The organism is Microbacterium memoriense (genome assembly GCF_025398275.1).
GTDB lineage: Bacteria > Actinomycetota > Actinomycetes > Actinomycetales > Microbacteriaceae > Microbacterium > Microbacterium memoriense.
In genome coordinates, this window is sequence record NZ_JAODOR010000003.1 from 57,686 (window position 1) to 73,878 (window position 16,193).

16 protein-coding genes are annotated in these 16,193 nt (G+C 67.3%); 14 read left to right on the forward strand and 2 right to left on the reverse strand.

Annotation, left to right across the window (positions count from 1 at the left end):
* The first annotated feature begins 6 nt into the window (after nt 1-6).
* From N4R40_RS01925 to N4R40_RS01955, 7 genes are all read left to right on the forward strand, one after another.
* Entirely contained in the window at nt 7-690 is a 684-nt protein-coding gene (locus N4R40_RS01925) for a YggS family pyridoxal phosphate-dependent enzyme (RefSeq protein ID WP_407665819.1), read from the forward strand.
* Between the two features lie 32 nt (nt 691-722).
* On the forward strand, nt 723-1,178 hold the full coding sequence (locus N4R40_RS01930; protein WP_261605681.1) for a cell division protein SepF: 456 nt from the start codon (nt 723-725) through the stop codon (nt 1,176-1,178).
* Nucleotides 1,178-1,480 carry a YggT family protein gene (locus N4R40_RS01935; protein ID WP_261605682.1) on the forward strand — a complete coding sequence of 101 codons (303 nt, stop codon included), beginning with the start codon at nt 1,178-1,180 and terminating at the stop codon, nt 1,478-1,480. Before N4R40_RS01930 ends, N4R40_RS01935 begins: the two co-directional genes overlap by 1 nt.
* Nucleotides 1,481-1,609: 129 nt before the next feature.
* The gene (locus N4R40_RS01940; protein ID WP_261605683.1) at nt 1,610-2,236 is read left to right on the forward strand and encodes a DivIVA domain-containing protein; all 627 of its coding nucleotides are present in this window, start codon (nt 1,610-1,612) and stop codon (nt 2,234-2,236) included.
* Nucleotides 2,237-2,241: 5 nt separating this feature from the next.
* Entirely contained in the window at nt 2,242-2,841 is a 600-nt protein-coding gene (lspA, locus tag N4R40_RS01945) for a signal peptidase II (protein WP_261605684.1), read from the forward strand.
* Between the two features lies 1 nt (nt 2,842).
* Entirely contained in the window at nt 2,843-3,763 is a 921-nt protein-coding gene (locus N4R40_RS01950; protein ID WP_261605685.1) for an RluA family pseudouridine synthase, read from the forward strand.
* A 55-nt stretch (nt 3,764-3,818) separates the two neighbouring features.
* Nucleotides 3,819-5,519: a long-chain-fatty-acid--CoA ligase gene (locus N4R40_RS01955; protein WP_261605686.1), complete on the forward strand. Its 1,701-nt coding sequence runs from the start codon at nt 3,819-3,821 to the stop codon at nt 5,517-5,519.
* Nucleotides 5,520-5,522: 3 nt separating this feature from the next.
* Here the strand turns inward: N4R40_RS01955 and N4R40_RS01960 are convergent, their stop codons facing one another.
* Entirely contained in the window at nt 5,523-5,996 is a 474-nt protein-coding gene (locus tag N4R40_RS01960; RefSeq protein WP_261605687.1) for an NUDIX hydrolase, read from the reverse strand.
* Between the two features lie 102 nt (nt 5,997-6,098).
* Here N4R40_RS01960 and dnaE point away from each other — a divergent pair, with 102 nt between their 5' ends.
* Genes dnaE through N4R40_RS01985 form a run of 5 tightly spaced genes read left to right on the forward strand, consistent with a single transcriptional unit; the run spans nt 6,099 to nt 13,563 of the window.
* Nucleotides 6,099-9,569: a DNA polymerase III subunit alpha gene (gene dnaE / locus N4R40_RS01965; RefSeq protein ID WP_407665820.1), complete on the forward strand. Its 3,471-nt coding sequence runs from the start codon at nt 6,099-6,101 to the stop codon at nt 9,567-9,569.
* A 56-nt stretch (nt 9,570-9,625) separates the two neighbouring features.
* Nucleotides 9,626-10,693 (forward strand): hypothetical protein, encoded by a 1,068-nt coding sequence (locus N4R40_RS01970; protein WP_261605689.1) that lies wholly within the window; start codon nt 9,626-9,628, stop codon nt 10,691-10,693.
* A 20-nt stretch (nt 10,694-10,713) separates the two neighbouring features.
* On the forward strand, nt 10,714-12,015 hold the full coding sequence (gene hisD, locus N4R40_RS01975; protein WP_261605690.1) for a histidinol dehydrogenase: 1,302 nt from the start codon (nt 10,714-10,716) through the stop codon (nt 12,013-12,015).
* A gap of 3 nt (nt 12,016-12,018) precedes the next feature.
* Nucleotides 12,019-12,480, forward strand: coding sequence for a transcriptional regulator NrdR (nrdR, locus tag N4R40_RS01980; RefSeq protein ID WP_261605691.1), 462 nt, complete (start codon nt 12,019-12,021; stop codon nt 12,478-12,480).
* Between the two features lie 57 nt (nt 12,481-12,537).
* Nucleotides 12,538-13,563, forward strand: coding sequence for a quinone-dependent dihydroorotate dehydrogenase (locus N4R40_RS01985; protein ID WP_261605692.1), 1,026 nt, complete (start codon nt 12,538-12,540; stop codon nt 13,561-13,563).
* Nucleotides 13,564-13,723: 160 nt separating this feature from the next.
* On the opposite strand, the gene N4R40_RS01990 is transcribed toward N4R40_RS01985, so the two are convergent.
* On the reverse strand, nt 13,724-14,284 hold the full coding sequence (locus N4R40_RS01990; RefSeq protein ID WP_261605693.1) for a DUF3043 domain-containing protein: 561 nt from the start codon (nt 14,282-14,284) through the stop codon (nt 13,724-13,726).
* Nucleotides 14,285-14,332: 48 nt separating this feature from the next.
* Here N4R40_RS01990 and N4R40_RS01995 point away from each other — a divergent pair, with 48 nt between their 5' ends.
* Nucleotides 14,333-15,727: a dipeptidase gene (locus N4R40_RS01995; RefSeq protein WP_261605694.1), complete on the forward strand. Its 1,395-nt coding sequence runs from the start codon at nt 14,333-14,335 to the stop codon at nt 15,725-15,727.
* Nucleotides 15,728-15,829: 102 nt separating this feature from the next.
* A complete protein-coding gene (erpA, locus tag N4R40_RS02000) occupies nt 15,830-16,189 on the forward strand; it encodes an iron-sulfur cluster insertion protein ErpA (protein ID WP_261605695.1) in 360 nt (119 codons plus the stop codon).
* Nucleotides 16,190-16,193 lie beyond the last annotated feature (4 nt).

The following is a 16,193-nucleotide window of genomic DNA, read 5'->3' on the forward strand; positions in this document are numbered from 1 at the left end:
ACAACGGTGGATCTGCATGCGCGGCTCGCCGATCTCGATGCGCGCATCTTCGATGCCGCGAGATCGGTGGGCCGCGACCCGTTGGAGCTCACCCGCATCGTCGTGACGAAGTTCCACCCCGCGGAGCTGATCACGCGACTGCACGAACTCGGAGTCCGCGACGTCGGCGAAAGCCGGCAGCAGGAGCTCACCGCAAAGCGCGATGAGCTCCCGAACCTCGACGGCGTGCAGTGGCATTTCGTCGGGCAGATCCAGACCAAGAAAGCCCGCGCGATCCGCGCAGCATCCGACTGCGTGCACTCGGTCGACCGCGACCGACTCGCCGACGCACTGCACGCGGCCGATCCGGACGCCCCACCGCTCGATGTGTTCTTGCAAGTGAACCTCACCGACGACCCGGGCCGTGGGGGAGCTGTCCCGGCGGATGTGTCCGCATTGGCGGAGCACGTCGCCTTCTCGTGCGCCTCCCTCCGCGTCCGCGGCGTCATGGCCGTCGCGCCGTTGGGCGTCGAGCCGGCAGATGCCTTTGCCCGGCTCGCCGAGGCCGGTGCGTCCGTCCGTCGTGTCGTCCCGGATGCGACGTGGATGTCGGCCGGAATGTCGGGAGATTTTGCCGAAGCGATCGCCGCGGGCGCGACACACCTGCGGATCGGCTCGGCAATCACGGGTCCACGGCCCGTGCGCGATTAGCCTCAGAACAGACGAGCAAACGGAGGATGCCGATGTCGAACCCGCTCAAGAAGACCATGGTGTACCTGGGCCTCGCCGACGAGGAAGAGGCCTACGAAGAGACTGCTGCCGAGGCGCCCGCGCGCCGCGAGCGCACGGTGGAGAAGGCCGCACCGGTGACGCCGCTGCACCGCCCGACCGTTGTGCGTCAGCCGACCTCCGGCACGGTCAGCGAGATCCTCACGGTGCACCCCAAGCAGTATCGCGACGCGCAGATCATCGCCGAAAACTTCCGTGACGGCATCCCGGTGATCATCAACCTTTCCCAGATGAGCGATGCGGACGCCCGCCGCCTGATCGACTTCGCCAGCGGACTCTCGCTCGGGTTGTACGGCCGCATCGAGCGTGTGACCAGCAAGGTGTTCCTGCTGTCGCCCGAAAACGTCGCCGTCTCCGGTGATGGCACGCTCGCGCAGGCCGACCCCGAGACCGCCGCCTTCACCGCGTAGTGGAGATCGTACGGTGGGTGGCTACGGTCGCCGACGTCCTTCTCCTGCTGTACATCCTGGTGCTGCTTGCGCGGCTGATCCTCGAGTACATCCCGATGTTCAACCGCGAGTGGCGGCCGCAGGGAATCGGGCTCGTGCTCGCCGAAGCAGTCTTCACGGTCACCGATCCTCCGTTGCGATTCTTCCGCCGGCTCCTCCCTCCGTTGCGGATCGGCCCAATCGCCCTTGACCTGGGATTTCCGGTCACGATGATGGCGTGTTTCGTCTTGCTGACGATCGTCCGCGTCATCGCGCGCCTCTGACGCCCTTCTCGCATCCAGGTGATGTGGCGGGCTATGCTGAAGACCGTACGGCGCTGAGTCTGTACGGCACGCTGTAGGAGACGCCGCCCCGACTCGGCCCGCGTCGTGAGCCCCGAAAGAGGAAACACCATGGCTTTGACCCCCGAAGACGTCGTCACGAAGCAGTTCCAGCACGTCCGCTTCAAGGAGGGCTTCGACCCGGATGAGGTCGACGACTTCCTCGACGAGATCGTCGTCGAGTGGCGTAAGACGATCGCCGAGAACGAAGAGCTGAAGACGAAGCTTGCCGCTTACGAGTCCGGCGAGACCCCGGCAGCAGCCGCTCCCGCAGACGAGGTCGTCGTGGAAGAGGTCGTCGAGGCCGAGCCCGAGGCGGAGCCCGAGATCGTCGAAGAGGTTCCCGCTCCGGTCGCCGCTGCACAGCCCGCTCCGGTCGCCGGTGGCGGTGCCGCCGCGTCCGCCGGCATCATCGAACTCGCACAGCGCCTGCACGATGAGCATGTCGCCGAGGGCATTGCCCAGCGCGACAAGCTGATCTCCGAGGCTGAGGCCCACGCCCAGGCGATCGTCGCCGAGGCCGAGGCCAAGGGTCGCGACGAGCGCGCCCGCCTCGATGCCGAGCGCGCCACGCTCGAGACCCGAATCAGCGAACTGCGCCAGTTCGAGAGCGACTACCGCAACCAGCTGCGCGGTTTCATCGAGGAGAAGCTCCGCGACCTCGACGTCACCGGCGCCACCTCGACTGCCGGCCGCTGAAGGCTTTGATCGACAGAACACCTTTGCGTGCGGCGGCGGCCGGCACCCTCACGGCGATTCTCGCCGTCCTGGTGCTGGCCGCCGACCAGTTCACGAAGTACCTCGCGCTCGAGAACCTGCCTTACCAGGAGACGGTCCCGGTCCTCGGTGACTTCCTGCAGCTCTACCTGACCCGCAACCCGGGCGCCGCCTTCTCGCTCGGCGAGGAGGTTACCTGGATCTTCACGATCATCCTGGCGTTCGCCGCCGGGCTGATCGTGTTCCTGGCTGCCGCGCGTGTGCGCTCGCGCCGATGGGCGGTGGTCCTCGGACTCCTTCTCGGCGGCATCCTCGGCAACCTCACCGACCGACTCGTGCGTGAGCCGGGCTTTGCGGTCGGCCACGTCATCGACTTCATCTACACACCGTGGATGATGCCGGCCATCTACAACGTCGCGGACATGTTCATCGTCACGATGATGATCGTCGTCGCGCTCCTCGTCTTGATCGGCCTGCAACTGGACGGCACGCGCGATACACGCGCGTCGCGCGCGGAGGAGGCCGACACGGAATCCGAGACGCCGGTGGCGACCACCGATGCGTCGCCGTTGCGGACGGATGACTGACGTGGAATCTCGAACGCTGCCGGTACCCGACGGCTTGGACGGTTCGCGAGTCGACGCGGCGCTGGCGAAGATGCTCGGGTTCTCCCGCACCTTCGCCGCCGACGTCATTGAAGGCGGCGGCGTGCGGATGGACGGCCGACTCGTCGGCAAGTCCGACCGATTGCGCGGCGGCAGTTGGCTCGACGTGGAATGGGAAGACAAGCGCGCACCGGAGATCATCCCGATCGCCGTCGCGGACCTGGGCATCGTGCACGACGACGACGACATCGTCGTCGTCGACAAGCCTTCCGGTGTCGCCGCGCACCCGTCCGTCGGCTGGGAAGGGCCGACGGTTCTCGGCGCCCTGGCGGCCGCCGGGTTCCGGATCGCGACCACCGGTGCCGCCGAGCGGCAGGGGGTCGTGCACCGACTCGATGTCGGCACGAGTGGCCTGATGGTCGTCGCGAAGACCGAGCGCGCCTACACGGCGCTCAAACGCGCGTTCAAAGAGCGTGAGGTCGAAAAGATCTATCACGCGGTCGTACAGGGCCACCCCGACCCGCTCGCGGGCACGATCGATGCACCGATCGGACGGCATCCCTCCCACTCGTGGAAGTTCGCGGTCACGCCCTCCGGTAAGGACTCGATCACGCACTACGAGACGCTCGAGGCCTTCCCGCGCGCGGCGCTCGTCGAGGTGCATCTTGAAACCGGGCGCACGCATCAGATCCGCGTGCACATGGCAGCCCATCGGCATCCGTGTGTCGGCGACCCGCTCTACGGCAGCGATCCGACCCTCTCCGCCCACCTGGGCCTGAACCGCCAGTGGTTGCATGCCCGCGAGTTGTCTTTCGCGCATCCGGCCACGAACGAGCGGGTCACATTCTCCTCGGCGTACCCGGATGATCTCGCGCATGCGCTCGAGGTCCTTCGCGGCGACTGAGCACCTCGTCGCGCACATTCCCGCGCCGGTACACCGGGGTGCCTAGGCTGAGCGTGTGAACCCGCTCGCATCCCGCCCCTGGTTGTCGTCCTACGCGGAAGGGGTGCCGGCCGAGATCGAGCCGGTCACCCAGACGCTCGTCGACATGCTCGACGAGGCCGTCGCACGATATCCGCAGCGCGTCGCGCTGGAGTTCTTCGGAGCCGTCACGACATATGCCGAGCTGGGTGAACAGGTGGCGCGCGCGGCCGAAGGTCTCCGCCGTCGTGGCGTGCGCGCCGGTGACCGTGTCGCCCTCATTCTGCCGAACTGCCCGCAGCACGTCGTCGCGTTCTACGCGGCGCAGCGGCTCGGCGCGATCGTCGTGGAACACAATCCGCGTTACACGGCGCCCGAATTGCGGCACTTGTTCGAAGTCCACTACGCGACCGTCGCGATCGTGTGGGATGCCGTTGCCGACACGATCGCGGAGTTCCCCTCCGACATCCGTCCGGCGCACATCGTCGCCGTGACACTCCCGGACGCCATGCCCTGGCGCATGCGCGCCATGCTGCGACTTCCGGTGAAGAAGGCACGCGAATCGCGCGCGGCGCTGACGCAGCGCCCCACCGCGAAGGGTGTCATCGCCTGGTCGGATGTCGCCGGCGCGCGACGGGTGTCGCGGAAGGTGCCGCGCCCCGCACTCGACGACACCGCCGTGCTGCAGTTCACGAGCGGCACCACCGGGCGTCCGAAGGCCGCCATCCTCACTCACGGCAATCTGCGATCCAACGCCGCACAGTCCGTCGCATGGGTGCCCGGGCTCGTGCCCGGCGGCGAAGTGTTCTACGCCGTCCTCCCGCTCTTCCACGCGTACGGACTGACCCTGTGCCTGACCACCGCGATCTCGATCGGCGCGCGGATTGTGCTGTTCCCCACGTTCGAGGTCGGCATGACGATGGATGCGATCCGTCGCACGCCACCCACGTTCCTTCCCGCCGTGCCCCCGATCTACGACGCGCTCGCACGCGCGACGTCGCGCGCCGGCATCGACCTGTCATCGCTGCGCAATGCCATCTCCGGCGCCATGGCGCTCCCGGCGGCGACCGTGCAGCGGTGGGAGAAGGCCACCGGGGGGATCCTCGTCGAGGGCTATGGTATGACCGAGTCCTCACCCATCAGCATCGGCAATCCGATGGGCCCCCTCCGCCGGACGGGCACCGTCGGCCTACCGTTCCCGAGTACCGACATCCGGGTGGTCGACCCCGAGGATCCGACCGTCGACCGCGCCTCCGGAGAACCGGGCGAACTGCTGGTGCGGGGCCCGCAGGTGTTCCAGGGTTACTGGAAACAACCCGATGAGACGGCGCGTACGCTCCTCGCCGGAGGGTGGCTGCGCACGGGTGACATCGTCACAGCGGACGCCGGCGGTTTCGTCACGGTCGTCGATCGCATCAAGGAACTCATCATCACGGGCGGTTTCAACATCAGCCCGAGCGAGGTCGAGAATGCGCTCCTCCTCAACCCGGATCTCGTCGATGCGGCGGTCGTGGGCATCCCGCGCGCCGACGGAGGCGAAGTGGTGACGGCGGCGGTCGTCATGCGCGAGGGTGCGGATTTCGATGCCGAGGCGATCCGTGACCTCGTCCGCTCTCACCTGGCGGCGTACAAGGTGCCGCGTGCGATCGTTTCCTTCGACACGCTCCCGCGGTCGCTCGTCGGGAAGGTTCTCCGCCGCGAAGTGCGCGAAGAGCTCGTGCGCCGACGCCAGGGCTGACCCTCAGCGGCCGCCCGAGAACACGGCTGGGTCGTCCTCCGCGAGCGCGAGGGCGATCTTGCGGACGTGGAACGGCTCGACATCCACGAGTTCTCCCAATCCGTACCAGCCCACCTCGGTGAGCTCGCCGTCGGCGGGGTGGGGCGTGCCCGACACCCAGTCGCAGCGGAAGACCAGATCGAGGTAGTCGGCCTGATCGCCGTTGGTGTAGGTGATGCGGGGGATCTGTTGAACGATCGCGAGACGCGTGGCCTTCACGACGACGCCCGCCTCTTCCCAGCACTCACGGACGGCCGCATCCGCGGGCTCTTCACCCGGATCCACGATGCCCGAGACGCACTGCCACGCGCCGTTGTCGGCGCGCTTTCCCAGGAGGATCTTCTCGTCCCGGAAGACCACGGCGGTGACCCCGACGAGACTGAGCGGCTCATGCCCGATCTTCTCGCGCAACGACAGGATGAACTCAGGAGTGGCCATGCGATCAGCCTAGATGTCGGAGCTCTGTCGGACCCTCCGACGTAGACTCGTCGGGTGGCATCCGACTCCTTCGTTCACCTGCACGTGCACAGCGAATACTCGATGCTTGACGGGGCCGCCCGCATCGGCGCGATGGTCCAGGAGGCGGCGCGGTTGGACATGCCGGCGATCGCCGTCACGGACCACGGCAACACGTTCGCGGCCTTCGAGTTCTACCGGAAAGCCCACGCCGCCGGCATCAAGCCGATCATCGGCATCGAGGCGTATGTGACCCCGGGAACCCATCGCTCGGACAAGTCGCGGGTGCGGTGGGGGACTCCCGAGCAGAACCGAGACGACGTGTCCGGTTCGGGCGCGTACACGCACATGACTCTGCTCAGCGAGACGACGGAAGGGATGCACAATCTCTTCCGGCTGAGCTCGAAGGCGTCGCTCGAGGGCTATTACTTCAAGCCCCGCATGGACCGCGAGCTCCTCCAGACCTACAGTGCGGGCCTGATCGCCACGACCGGATGCCCGTCGGGCGAGATCCAAACCCGACTGCGGCTCGGTCAGTACGACGCGGCGCGCGCCGCGGCCGCGGAGTTCCAGGACATCTTCGGCAAGGACAACTACTTCGCCGAGATCATGGACCACGGTCTCGAGATCGAACGGCGTGTCACGGGCGACCTGCTGAAGATCGCCAAGGACCTCTCGATCCCGCTCGTCGGCACGAACGATCTGCACTACACGCACCAGCACGACGCCACATCCCACGCCGCGCTTTTGTGCGTCCAGTCCGGCTCGACGCTCGATGATCCCAACCGCTTCAAGTTCGACGGCGACGGGTACTACGTCAAGAGCGCTGCGGAGATGCGGCAAGTGTTCCGCGACAATCCCGAGGCGTGCGACAACACTCTGCTGATCGCCGAGCGGTGCAACGTCGAGTTCAACGAGTCGGCGAACTACATGCCCCGCTTTCCGGTGCCCGCCGGTGAGACCGAGGAGAGCTGGTTCGTCAAGGAGGTCGAGAACGGCCTCGAATTCCGGTATCCGGACGGCATCCCCGCGAACGTGCGCGCACAGGCCGAGTACGAGACGGGCGTCATCCTGCAGATGGGCTTCCCGGGGTACTTCCTCGTCGTCGCCGACTTCATCAACTGGGCCAAGGACCACGGCATCCGCGTGGGTCCCGGACGTGGATCCGGTGCCGGTTCCATGGCCGCCTACGCGATGCGCATCACCGATCTCGATCCGCTTCAGCACGGCTTGATCTTCGAGCGCTTCCTCAACCCCGACCGCGTCTCCATGCCCGACTTCGACGTCGACTTCGACGATCGTCGCCGCGGCGAGGTCATCCAATACGTGACAGAGAAGTACGGCGACGAGCGCGTCGCCCAGATCGTCACGTACGGCACCATCAAGGCCAAGCAGGCGTTGAAGGATGCCGGGCGTGTGCTCGGGTTCCCTTTCAGCATGGGGGAGAAGCTCACCAAGGCGATGCCGCCCGCAGTGATGGGCAAGGACATGCCGCTGGAGGGCATGTTCGACCCGGCCCACGCTCGTTTCAAGGAGGCGAGCGAGTTCCGTGCCCTGATCGAATCGGACCCCGAGGCCAAGACGGTCTTCGACACGGCCGTGGGCCTGGAGAACCTGAAGCGTCAGTGGGGTGTCCACGCTGCCGGTGTGATCATGTCGTCGGAGCCGCTGATCGACATCATCCCGATCATGAAGCGTGAGCAGGACGGCCAGATCGTCACGCAGTTCGACTACCCGTCGTGCGAGTCGCTCGGACTCATCAAGATGGACTTCCTGGGGCTGCGCAACCTCACGATCATCGACGATGCGCTCGACAACATCGCCGCCAACCGGGGGGAGACGGTCGTGCTCGAAGACCTCGCCCTCGACGATCAAGCCGCCTACGACCTCCTGGCTCGCGGCGACACGCTCGGCGTGTTCCAGCTCGACGGCGGGCCGATGCGGTCGCTCCTGCGGCTGCTCAAGCCCGACAACTTCGAAGACATCTCGGCCGTGATCGCTCTGTATCGACCGGGCCCGATGGGCGCGAACTCGCACACGAACTACGCGCTCCGTAAGAACGGGCTGCAGGAGATCACACCGATCCACGCAGAGTTCGAAGAGTCGCTCGCCGAGATCCTCAGCACCAGCTACGGCCTGATCATCTACCAAGAGCAGGTCATGGCGATCGCGCAGAAGGTTGCCGGCTTCAGTCTCGGTCAAGCCGACATCCTGCGTCGCGCGATGGGTAAGAAGAAGAAGGAAGAGCTCGACAAGCAGTTCGCCGGCTTCGAAGCGGGAATGCACGCCAACGGGTACTCGGATGGAGCGGTGCAGAAACTCTGGGAAATCCTGCTCCCCTTCTCGGACTACGCCTTCAACAAGGCGCACTCCGCCGCGTACGGACTCGTCTCGTACTGGACGGCGTACCTCAAGGCGCACTATCCGGCCGAGTACATGGCCGCTCTGCTCACGAGCGTCGGCGATGCGAAGGACAAGCTCGCGGTCTACCTCAACGAGTGCCGCCGGATGGGCATCCGCGTGCTGCCGCCGGACGTGGGGGAGTCGATCCGCTACTTCGCCGCCGTCGGCGAAGACATCCGCTTCGGTCTCGGCGCCGTCCGCAACGTCGGTGCGAACGTCGTCGACGGGATCGTCGCGGTGCGCGCGGACGACAGCTTCGTGAGTTTCCACGATTTCCTCACGAAGGTGCCGGCGCACGTCGCCAACAAGCGCACGATCGAATCGCTCATCAAGGCCGGTGCCTTCGATTCACTCGGATCGACCCGGCGCGCCCTCATGGAAATCCACGAGGACGCGACCGAAGCTGCCGTCGAAACCAAGCGGAAGGCGGCCACCGGCGCGATCGGCTTCGACTTCGACAGCTTGTACGACGAAGCCGAAGAGATCATGCCGGCCAAGGTCCCCGAGCGTCCTGAGTGGACCAAGAAGGACAAACTCGCGTTCGAGCGCGAGATGCTCGGTCTGTACGTGTCGGACCACCCGCTGGCCGGGCTGGAGATCCCGCTGGCCAAGCACGCGTCGACCTCGATCCATGACCTGCTGGCTTCGGACGAGGTCGACGACGGCGACCAGGTGACGATCGCGGGACTCGTCACCAGCGTGCAGCACCGTGTCGCCAAGCAGAGCGGCAATCCGTACGGCATGATCACGGTCGAGGACTTCGACGGCGAGGTCACCGTCATGTTCATGGGGAAGACGTACACCGAATTCCAGTCGATGCTGGTCGCTGACGCGATTCTGGTCGTGCGCGGTCGAGTGTCACGCCGCGACGACGGGCTGAATCTGCACGGACAGATGGCGTTCGCCCCCGATCTCGGGACGGTGGATGCCGCGGGCCCTCTCGTCCTGCTCATGCCCGAGCACCGGGCGACCGAGACCACGATCGGTCAACTCGCGGAGGTCTTCACGAGACATCCGGGCGAGACTGAGATCACGGTCAAGCTGCACAAGGCAGGGGTCGCGAAAGTGTTCGAGGTGCCCACGCGCGTGCGCGTCACGGTCGACCTCTACGGAGAGCTGAAAGGGCTTCTCGGACCGCAATGTCTCGGGTGACTCATCACCCGGCCGGGTAGGATCTCACCCGAACCGTCCCGGAAGGACCAATCACCGTGAGTGACGAGAAGACCACCCCCGAAGAGGCTCAGGCCGACGTCTTCGCAGCCGAGAGCCCGACGCGCGATGCGTCCACCGCGGAGCTCGGCGCGCCGGCATCCGTCGACGAAGGGGGCCCCGACCAGGACCCCGATGTCTCGTTCGAGTCGTTCGGCGAGGCATTCGCGGCCGTCACCGACGGTCCCGAGACCGTCGACGAGGCGGCACCGCCGCAGTACGGGGTGGGCCCGTTCTCGATCCGCGAGGTGGCGCTCGGTGGCGTATGGCTGCTGGCCTTCATCTTTTCGTTCTTCCCGATCTACGGGCAGATCGGCAATGGCGTCTCGACGTGGAACGGCATCGACTGGGTCCTGACGATCGGTGTGCCCACCGTTGCGGTCTTCCTCGTGGGGCTCCGTCGTCTGTCACCGCAGGGTATCCGCCGCGTCGGCTCTCTCGGGATCGACCAGTTCGCGTCCGTCGCGTTCTCGGTGTCGACCGTGGTGTGGCTGGGGATGCTCTGGAACTCCTTCGTCACACTCGCCGGTTCCCGTGTCTTCTACGCCACGTGGGTCGTGTGGGTCGAGTTCGTCCTGATGCTCGCCGGTGTTTTCCTCACGGTCTTCGCGCCGCTGTTCCCGACGATCGGCGATGACTTCCGTCACCGCTCCGAGATCCCGGCGCACCGTTTCGCGAGCCCTGCACGACCCGTGATCGCCCGTCCGGCGTCCGCGCGTCCGACCCCGCAGGCCGCGCCGGCAGCTGCTGCGCCGGTGGCCACGCCGACGACCGAGCACGGTGTCACCGATGTGACACCGACTCCCTACGTCGCGGACGAGACGCAGGCGTTCGATCTTTCGACGCAGGATGAGCAAACGCCCGTCGTCGCTCCCGCCACGCAGGCGTTCTGGGCGCTGGTCCCGGTCGAGCGCGATGTCGTGGACGAGAACGGGGTGGCGCTGTTCACAATCGACCCGACAGCGTGGGCGCTCGTGATCGAGGACCGCGGAGACAGCTTCGTCGTCCGCCACGAGGACGGTCGCATCGGCTCGTTGCGGGACGTCTCCGGCGTCACGCGCGGCTGACCTCGCGATAGCCTGATCCGATGCTGCGCACGATTGATCTGCGCGGTCGCGCTCTGAGTACCGATGAGCTGCTGGCCGCTGTCCCGCGTGCGTCCGCCGCGCGCGATGAGGCGTTGGTGACCGCGGCGCGCATCGTGAGCGATGTCGCCGTCGGAGGAGAAGCGGCGCTGCGCGACCAAGCGTCGCGCTTCGACGGTGTCCACGGGCACGACCTCCGCGTGCCGCAGGCACACCTCGATGAGGCCCTCGCCGAGCTCGATCCGGATGTGCGGACGGCTCTGGAAGAAGCCATCCGCCGGGTTCGTATCGCGTCCGCAGCCCAGGTTCCGCCGGCTGTGGTCACGGAACTCGGCTCCGGCGCGCGCGTCGAGCAGCGCTGGCGACCCGTCCGCCGCGTCGGCGTCTACGTTCCCGGCGGCAAGGCCGTTTATCCGTCGAGCGTCGTGATGAACGTCGTCCCGGCCCAGGTCGCCGGCGTCACCGAGGTGGCGCTGGCGTCGCCTCCGCAGCGGGAGTTCGGTGGACGGGTGCACCCGGTGATCCTTGCCGCTGCGCGCCTGCTCGATGTGACCGAGGTGTACGCGATGGGTGGTGCCGGTGCGATCGGAGCGTACGCACACGGTGTTGCGTCGCTGGGCCTGCACCGCGTCGATGTCATTTCCGGTCCCGGCAACAACTTCGTCGCCCTTGCCAAGCGCGTCGTGGCGGGCATGGTCGGCACCGACTCCGAGGCGGGTGCGACCGAAATCCTGATCGTCGCCGACGACTCCGCCGACCCGGACTGGGTCGCGGCGGACCTCGTGAGCCAGGCCGAGCACGATGAGCAGGCCGCAGCGGTGCTGGTCACCGACTCGGCGGAACTCGCGGCATCCGTTGCCGACCGCGTCGCCGACCGCGCCGCTCGCACCCTCCACGCGACCCGTGTGGGAGAAGCCCTCGCAGGCGTACAGTCGGCGATCGTCCTGGTCGACGACATCGCCGTCGCGACGGCGTTCAGCAACGCCTACGCCCCCGAGCACCTCGAACTGCACCTGGCCGACCCGCGCGTCGATGATTTCGTCAACGCCGGAGCCGTCTTCGTGGGGCCGCACTCACCCGTGAGTCTCGGCGACTATCTCGCCGGCAGCAATCACGTTCTGCCGACCGGTGGACAAGCCCGCTACGCGGCGGGGCTGTCGGCGTCGACCTTCCTTCGACCCCAGCAGGTGATCGCGTACGACCGCGAAGGTCTGCAGGATGTCCGCGATGCGATCGTCTCTCTCGCGACGGCGGAAGTCCTCCCCGCCCACGGCGAGGCCGTTCTCGCCCGATTCGAGGGGTGAGCTGTGCACTGTCCTTTCTGCCGCCATGCCGACTCCCGCGTGATCGACTCCCGCACGAGCGATGATGGACTCAGCATCCGCCGTCGTCGGCAATGCCCCGAGTGTGGTGGGCGGTTCTCGACGATGGAGACGGCCAGCCTGAACGTCATCAAGCGGTCCGGTGTGATCGAGCCGTTCAGCCGCGAGAAGGTCATTTCCGGCGTGCGCAAGGCGTGCCAAGGACGTCCCGTGACCGAGGCGGATCTTGCGGTCCTGGCCCAGGCCGTCGAGGAGGCGGTACGTCAGACCGGGTCGTCGCAGATCGATACGAATGATCTCGGCCTCGCGATCCTCGAGCCGCTGCGCACCCTCGACGAAGTCGCCTATCTCCGATTCGCCAGCGTCTACCAGGCCTTCGACTCGCTCGAGGACTTCGAGAGTTCGATCGCGCAACTGCGGGCCGACCACGCCGCGGCGTCCGAGTGAATTGTCCCGGCCCGAGTCGCGACGATCCGTGGCCACCCAAGAAATAGGCTGACACCGATGTATGACTTCGTCTTCCGCCACGTGTTCACCCGGATGGATCCGGAGGTCGCCCACCACCTCGTGATGCCGGTCATCCGCGTGCTGGGGATCTGGCCCCTCCGCCCGCTCGTCCGTGCCCTGACGCGGCCCGATCCGTCACTGCGGACCGAGGCGCTCGGCCTGGTGTTCGATTCGCCGTTCGGCATCGCGGCCGGGTTCGACAAGAACGCCGTTGCGACGCCCGGCCTGTACGCGCTGGGTTTCGGTCACGTGGAGGTGGGCACGGTGACCGCGATCCCGCAGGACGGCAACCCGAAGCCGCGCCTGTTCCGGCTGGTGCCGGACCGTGCGCTCGTGAACCGGATGGGATTCAACAACGCGGGCGCGAAGGCAGCTGCCGCGCGACTTGCCCGGGCGCGGCGTCGTGAGAAGCGCCTCGTGTTGGGCGCCAACATCGGCAAGAGTCGCGTCGTCGACGTCGATGCGGCGACCGCCGACTACGTCGCGAGCACGCGGCTCGTCGCTCCCGTCGCGGACTACCTCGTCGTCAACGTCTCTTCTCCCAACACTCCGGGGCTCCGCGGGCTCCAGGCCGTTGAGACGCTTCGCCCCTTGCTGCGGGCCGTGAAGGATGCCGCCGAGGCGACGCCGCTGCTTGTCAAGATCGCCCCGGATCTCCCAGACGAGGAGGTCGCGGCTGTCACCCGGCTGGCGGTGGAGCTCGGACTTGCCGGGCTCGTCGCGACGAACACGACGATCGCCCGCGACGGCTTGCGCACCGATTCCGCGAAGATCGAGGCGGCCGGCGCGGGCGGGCTCTCCGGCGCACCGCTCAAGCGACGTGCGCTCGAGGTCTTGCGGCTGGTGCGTGCCACAGCCCCGCAACCGGAGTTCTGCGTGATCTCGGCCGGAGGAGTGGAAACCGCCGCCGACGTCCGCGAGCGGCTCGCGCTCGGCGCGACCCTCGTCCAGGGATACTCGGGCTTCATCTACCTCGGCCCGCTGTGGGCCAGGCAGATCAGCCGCGCGCTCGCGCGAGCCTGAGCGTCACCGCTTGCCTCATCCGTCGCACATGGCGCCCACGCAGCGGGTCGGCGGCGATGAGCTCGCCACGGCATCCTTCGTCCGTCGCACATCGTGCGTTCGCTCCCCGGATGCCGCCATTTCGGACGGATGACGAAGACTGCCGGCGACCGACGTCGCCTCAGACGGGGTACTGGCCGCGCTTGACCTGCGCCTTGGGCAGTCGCATGAAGCGCATCTGCACGGTGCGCATCGCGGCGTACCAGCCGATGCCCTTTTCCATCTTTGTCTCACCGAATTTCGCCTTCACGGCCCGCTTGACGCGGATGCTGGTGAAGATCATGTCGGCGACGACGAAGAGGATGAACATCCACAGACCCACGAAGCCGTAGTAGACCCAGGCCTGCGGCAGGAAGGTCATCAGGATCACGACGAGCATGAGGGGCATGAGCGCCTCACCGAGGTGCCACCCGGCATCCACGAAGTCGCGGACGAAGCGGCGCTGCGGTCCCTTGTCGCGGAGCGGCAGATACTTCTCGTCGCCGTTGGCCATGCCGATGCGGGCCTTCTCGCGCGCCGACGCGATCTCCATCTTCGCGCGTGCCTTCGCCTCTTTCGTGTCGGCGACCAGGGGGCGCTTGCGCGCGGCCTCCTGCTCGGCGCGCGACGGCGTCGGGCGATTCTTGCCGGCGCCGATCGGTGCGTCGGGGGCGGTCTCGGGTGCTGCAGGCGTGTGGGCCACGGGAGGTACCTCGGTTCGGCGGGAATCGTGCCCCTTAAGATTACCCGCATGAGCTCCGACCTGTCCCGCCCCGCTGCCGTCCGCGAGGCGGCGCTGTCCGCTGTTCCCGCCGCCCTTGCCGATCTCGGCACACTGGTGCGCATCCCGTCGGTCGCTTTCCCCGGATTCGATCGTGCCGAGGTCGAGCGCAGTGCGGCGGCCGTGAAAGGGCTTCTCGACGACCTCCAGATCTTCGACACGGTGCAGATCAAGACCGCGATCATCCCCGAGACGGGCGTCGAGGGAATGCCGGCGGTCCTCGCGTCGCGCGCCGCACGCAACGGGCGCCCCACGATCCTGCTCTACGCACACCACGACGTGCAGCCCGTCGGCGATGAGGCGCTCTGGGAGTCGGCGCCGTTCGAGCCCACTGTGCGCGACGGACGCCTGTACGGACGCGGCGCGGCCGATGACAAGGCGGGCGTCATGGCCCACGTGGGCGCGCTTCGTGCCCTCACGGAGGCGCTCGGCCCTGACTTCGACCTGGGGGTGAATCTCTTCATCGAGGGTGAGGAAGAGGCCGGTTCCGCCTCGTTCGCGCAGTTTCTGAGCGACAACGCCGAAGCGCTGCGCGCCGACGTGATCGTGGTCGCCGATTCGGGCAACTGGGATGCCGCCACTCCCGCGCTCACGGTCTCGCTGCGCGGCAACGCACGGTTCACCCTGACGGTCAAGACGCTCGAGCACGCCTCGCACTCCGGGATGTTCGGGGGAGCGGTGCCGGACGCGATGATGGCGACGATCCGCCTGCTCGCGACGCTGTGGGACGACGACGGGGCTGTCGCCGTCGCGGGCCTCGCCGAGCGTGATGCCGAGACGCCGGCGTACACGGAGGACACGTTGCGGAGCGAAGCGGGTCTGCCGACCGGCGTCGACCCCATCGGGCGGGGCAGCATCCTGAGCCGCATCTGGAACAAGCCCACGGTGACCGTGACCGGAATCGATGCACCGAGCGTGAAGAACGCGTCGAACACCCTGAGCCCCGAAGTCTCGGTCGTCATCAGCTCGCGGGTCGCTCCCGGGCAGCCCGCGCGCGAGGCGTACGCGGCACTGGAAGCACACCTGCGCGCGCATGCCCCGTTCGGCGCCGAGCTGACCTTCCGCGATGTCGACTGCGGCGACTCGTTCCTCGTCGACACGAGCGGATGGGCCGTCGCACAGGCGCGCGCCGCCCTGGCCGGCGGCTACGGTGTGGAGCCCGTGGACATCGGGGTCGGCGGCTCGATCCCGTTCATCTCCGATCTCGTCCGGGAATTCCCGGCGGCGCAGATCCTGGTCACGGGTGTCGAAGACCCGCACGCACGAGCGCACAGCCCGAACGAGTCGTTGCACCTGGACACATTCCGCCACGCGCTCCTCTCCCAAGCTCTGTTGCTGGAGAGCTTGGACGCCACCACGATCTGAACCGGCTTTTCCGGTCCCCCTTGCGGGCGACCGCGTAGAATCAGAGGCATCCCGCCGTCGCGCTCGAGCGAGCATCGGACGGCCCGACAACCGGGAGTACTCATGACCGATCTCGCCACGACCCCCGCCGCGACCGCTCACGGCGTCGGCCTCACCGATGCCGCTGCAGCCAAAGTCAAGAGCCTCCTCGACCAGGAAGGCCGAGACGATCTGCGCCTGCGCGTCGCCGTGCAGCCCGGTGGATGCTCGGGTCTGATCTACCAGCTCTACTTCGACGAGCGGTTCCTCGACGGTGACCAGGCGGTCGATTTCGACGGCGTCGAGGTCATCGTCGACGACATGTCGGTGCCGTACCTCGACGGCGCCAAGATCGACTTCAAGGACACCATCTCGGAGCAGGGCTTCACGATCGACAACCCCAATGCGGCCGGTAGCTGCGCCTGCGGCGACAGCTTCCACTGACCCC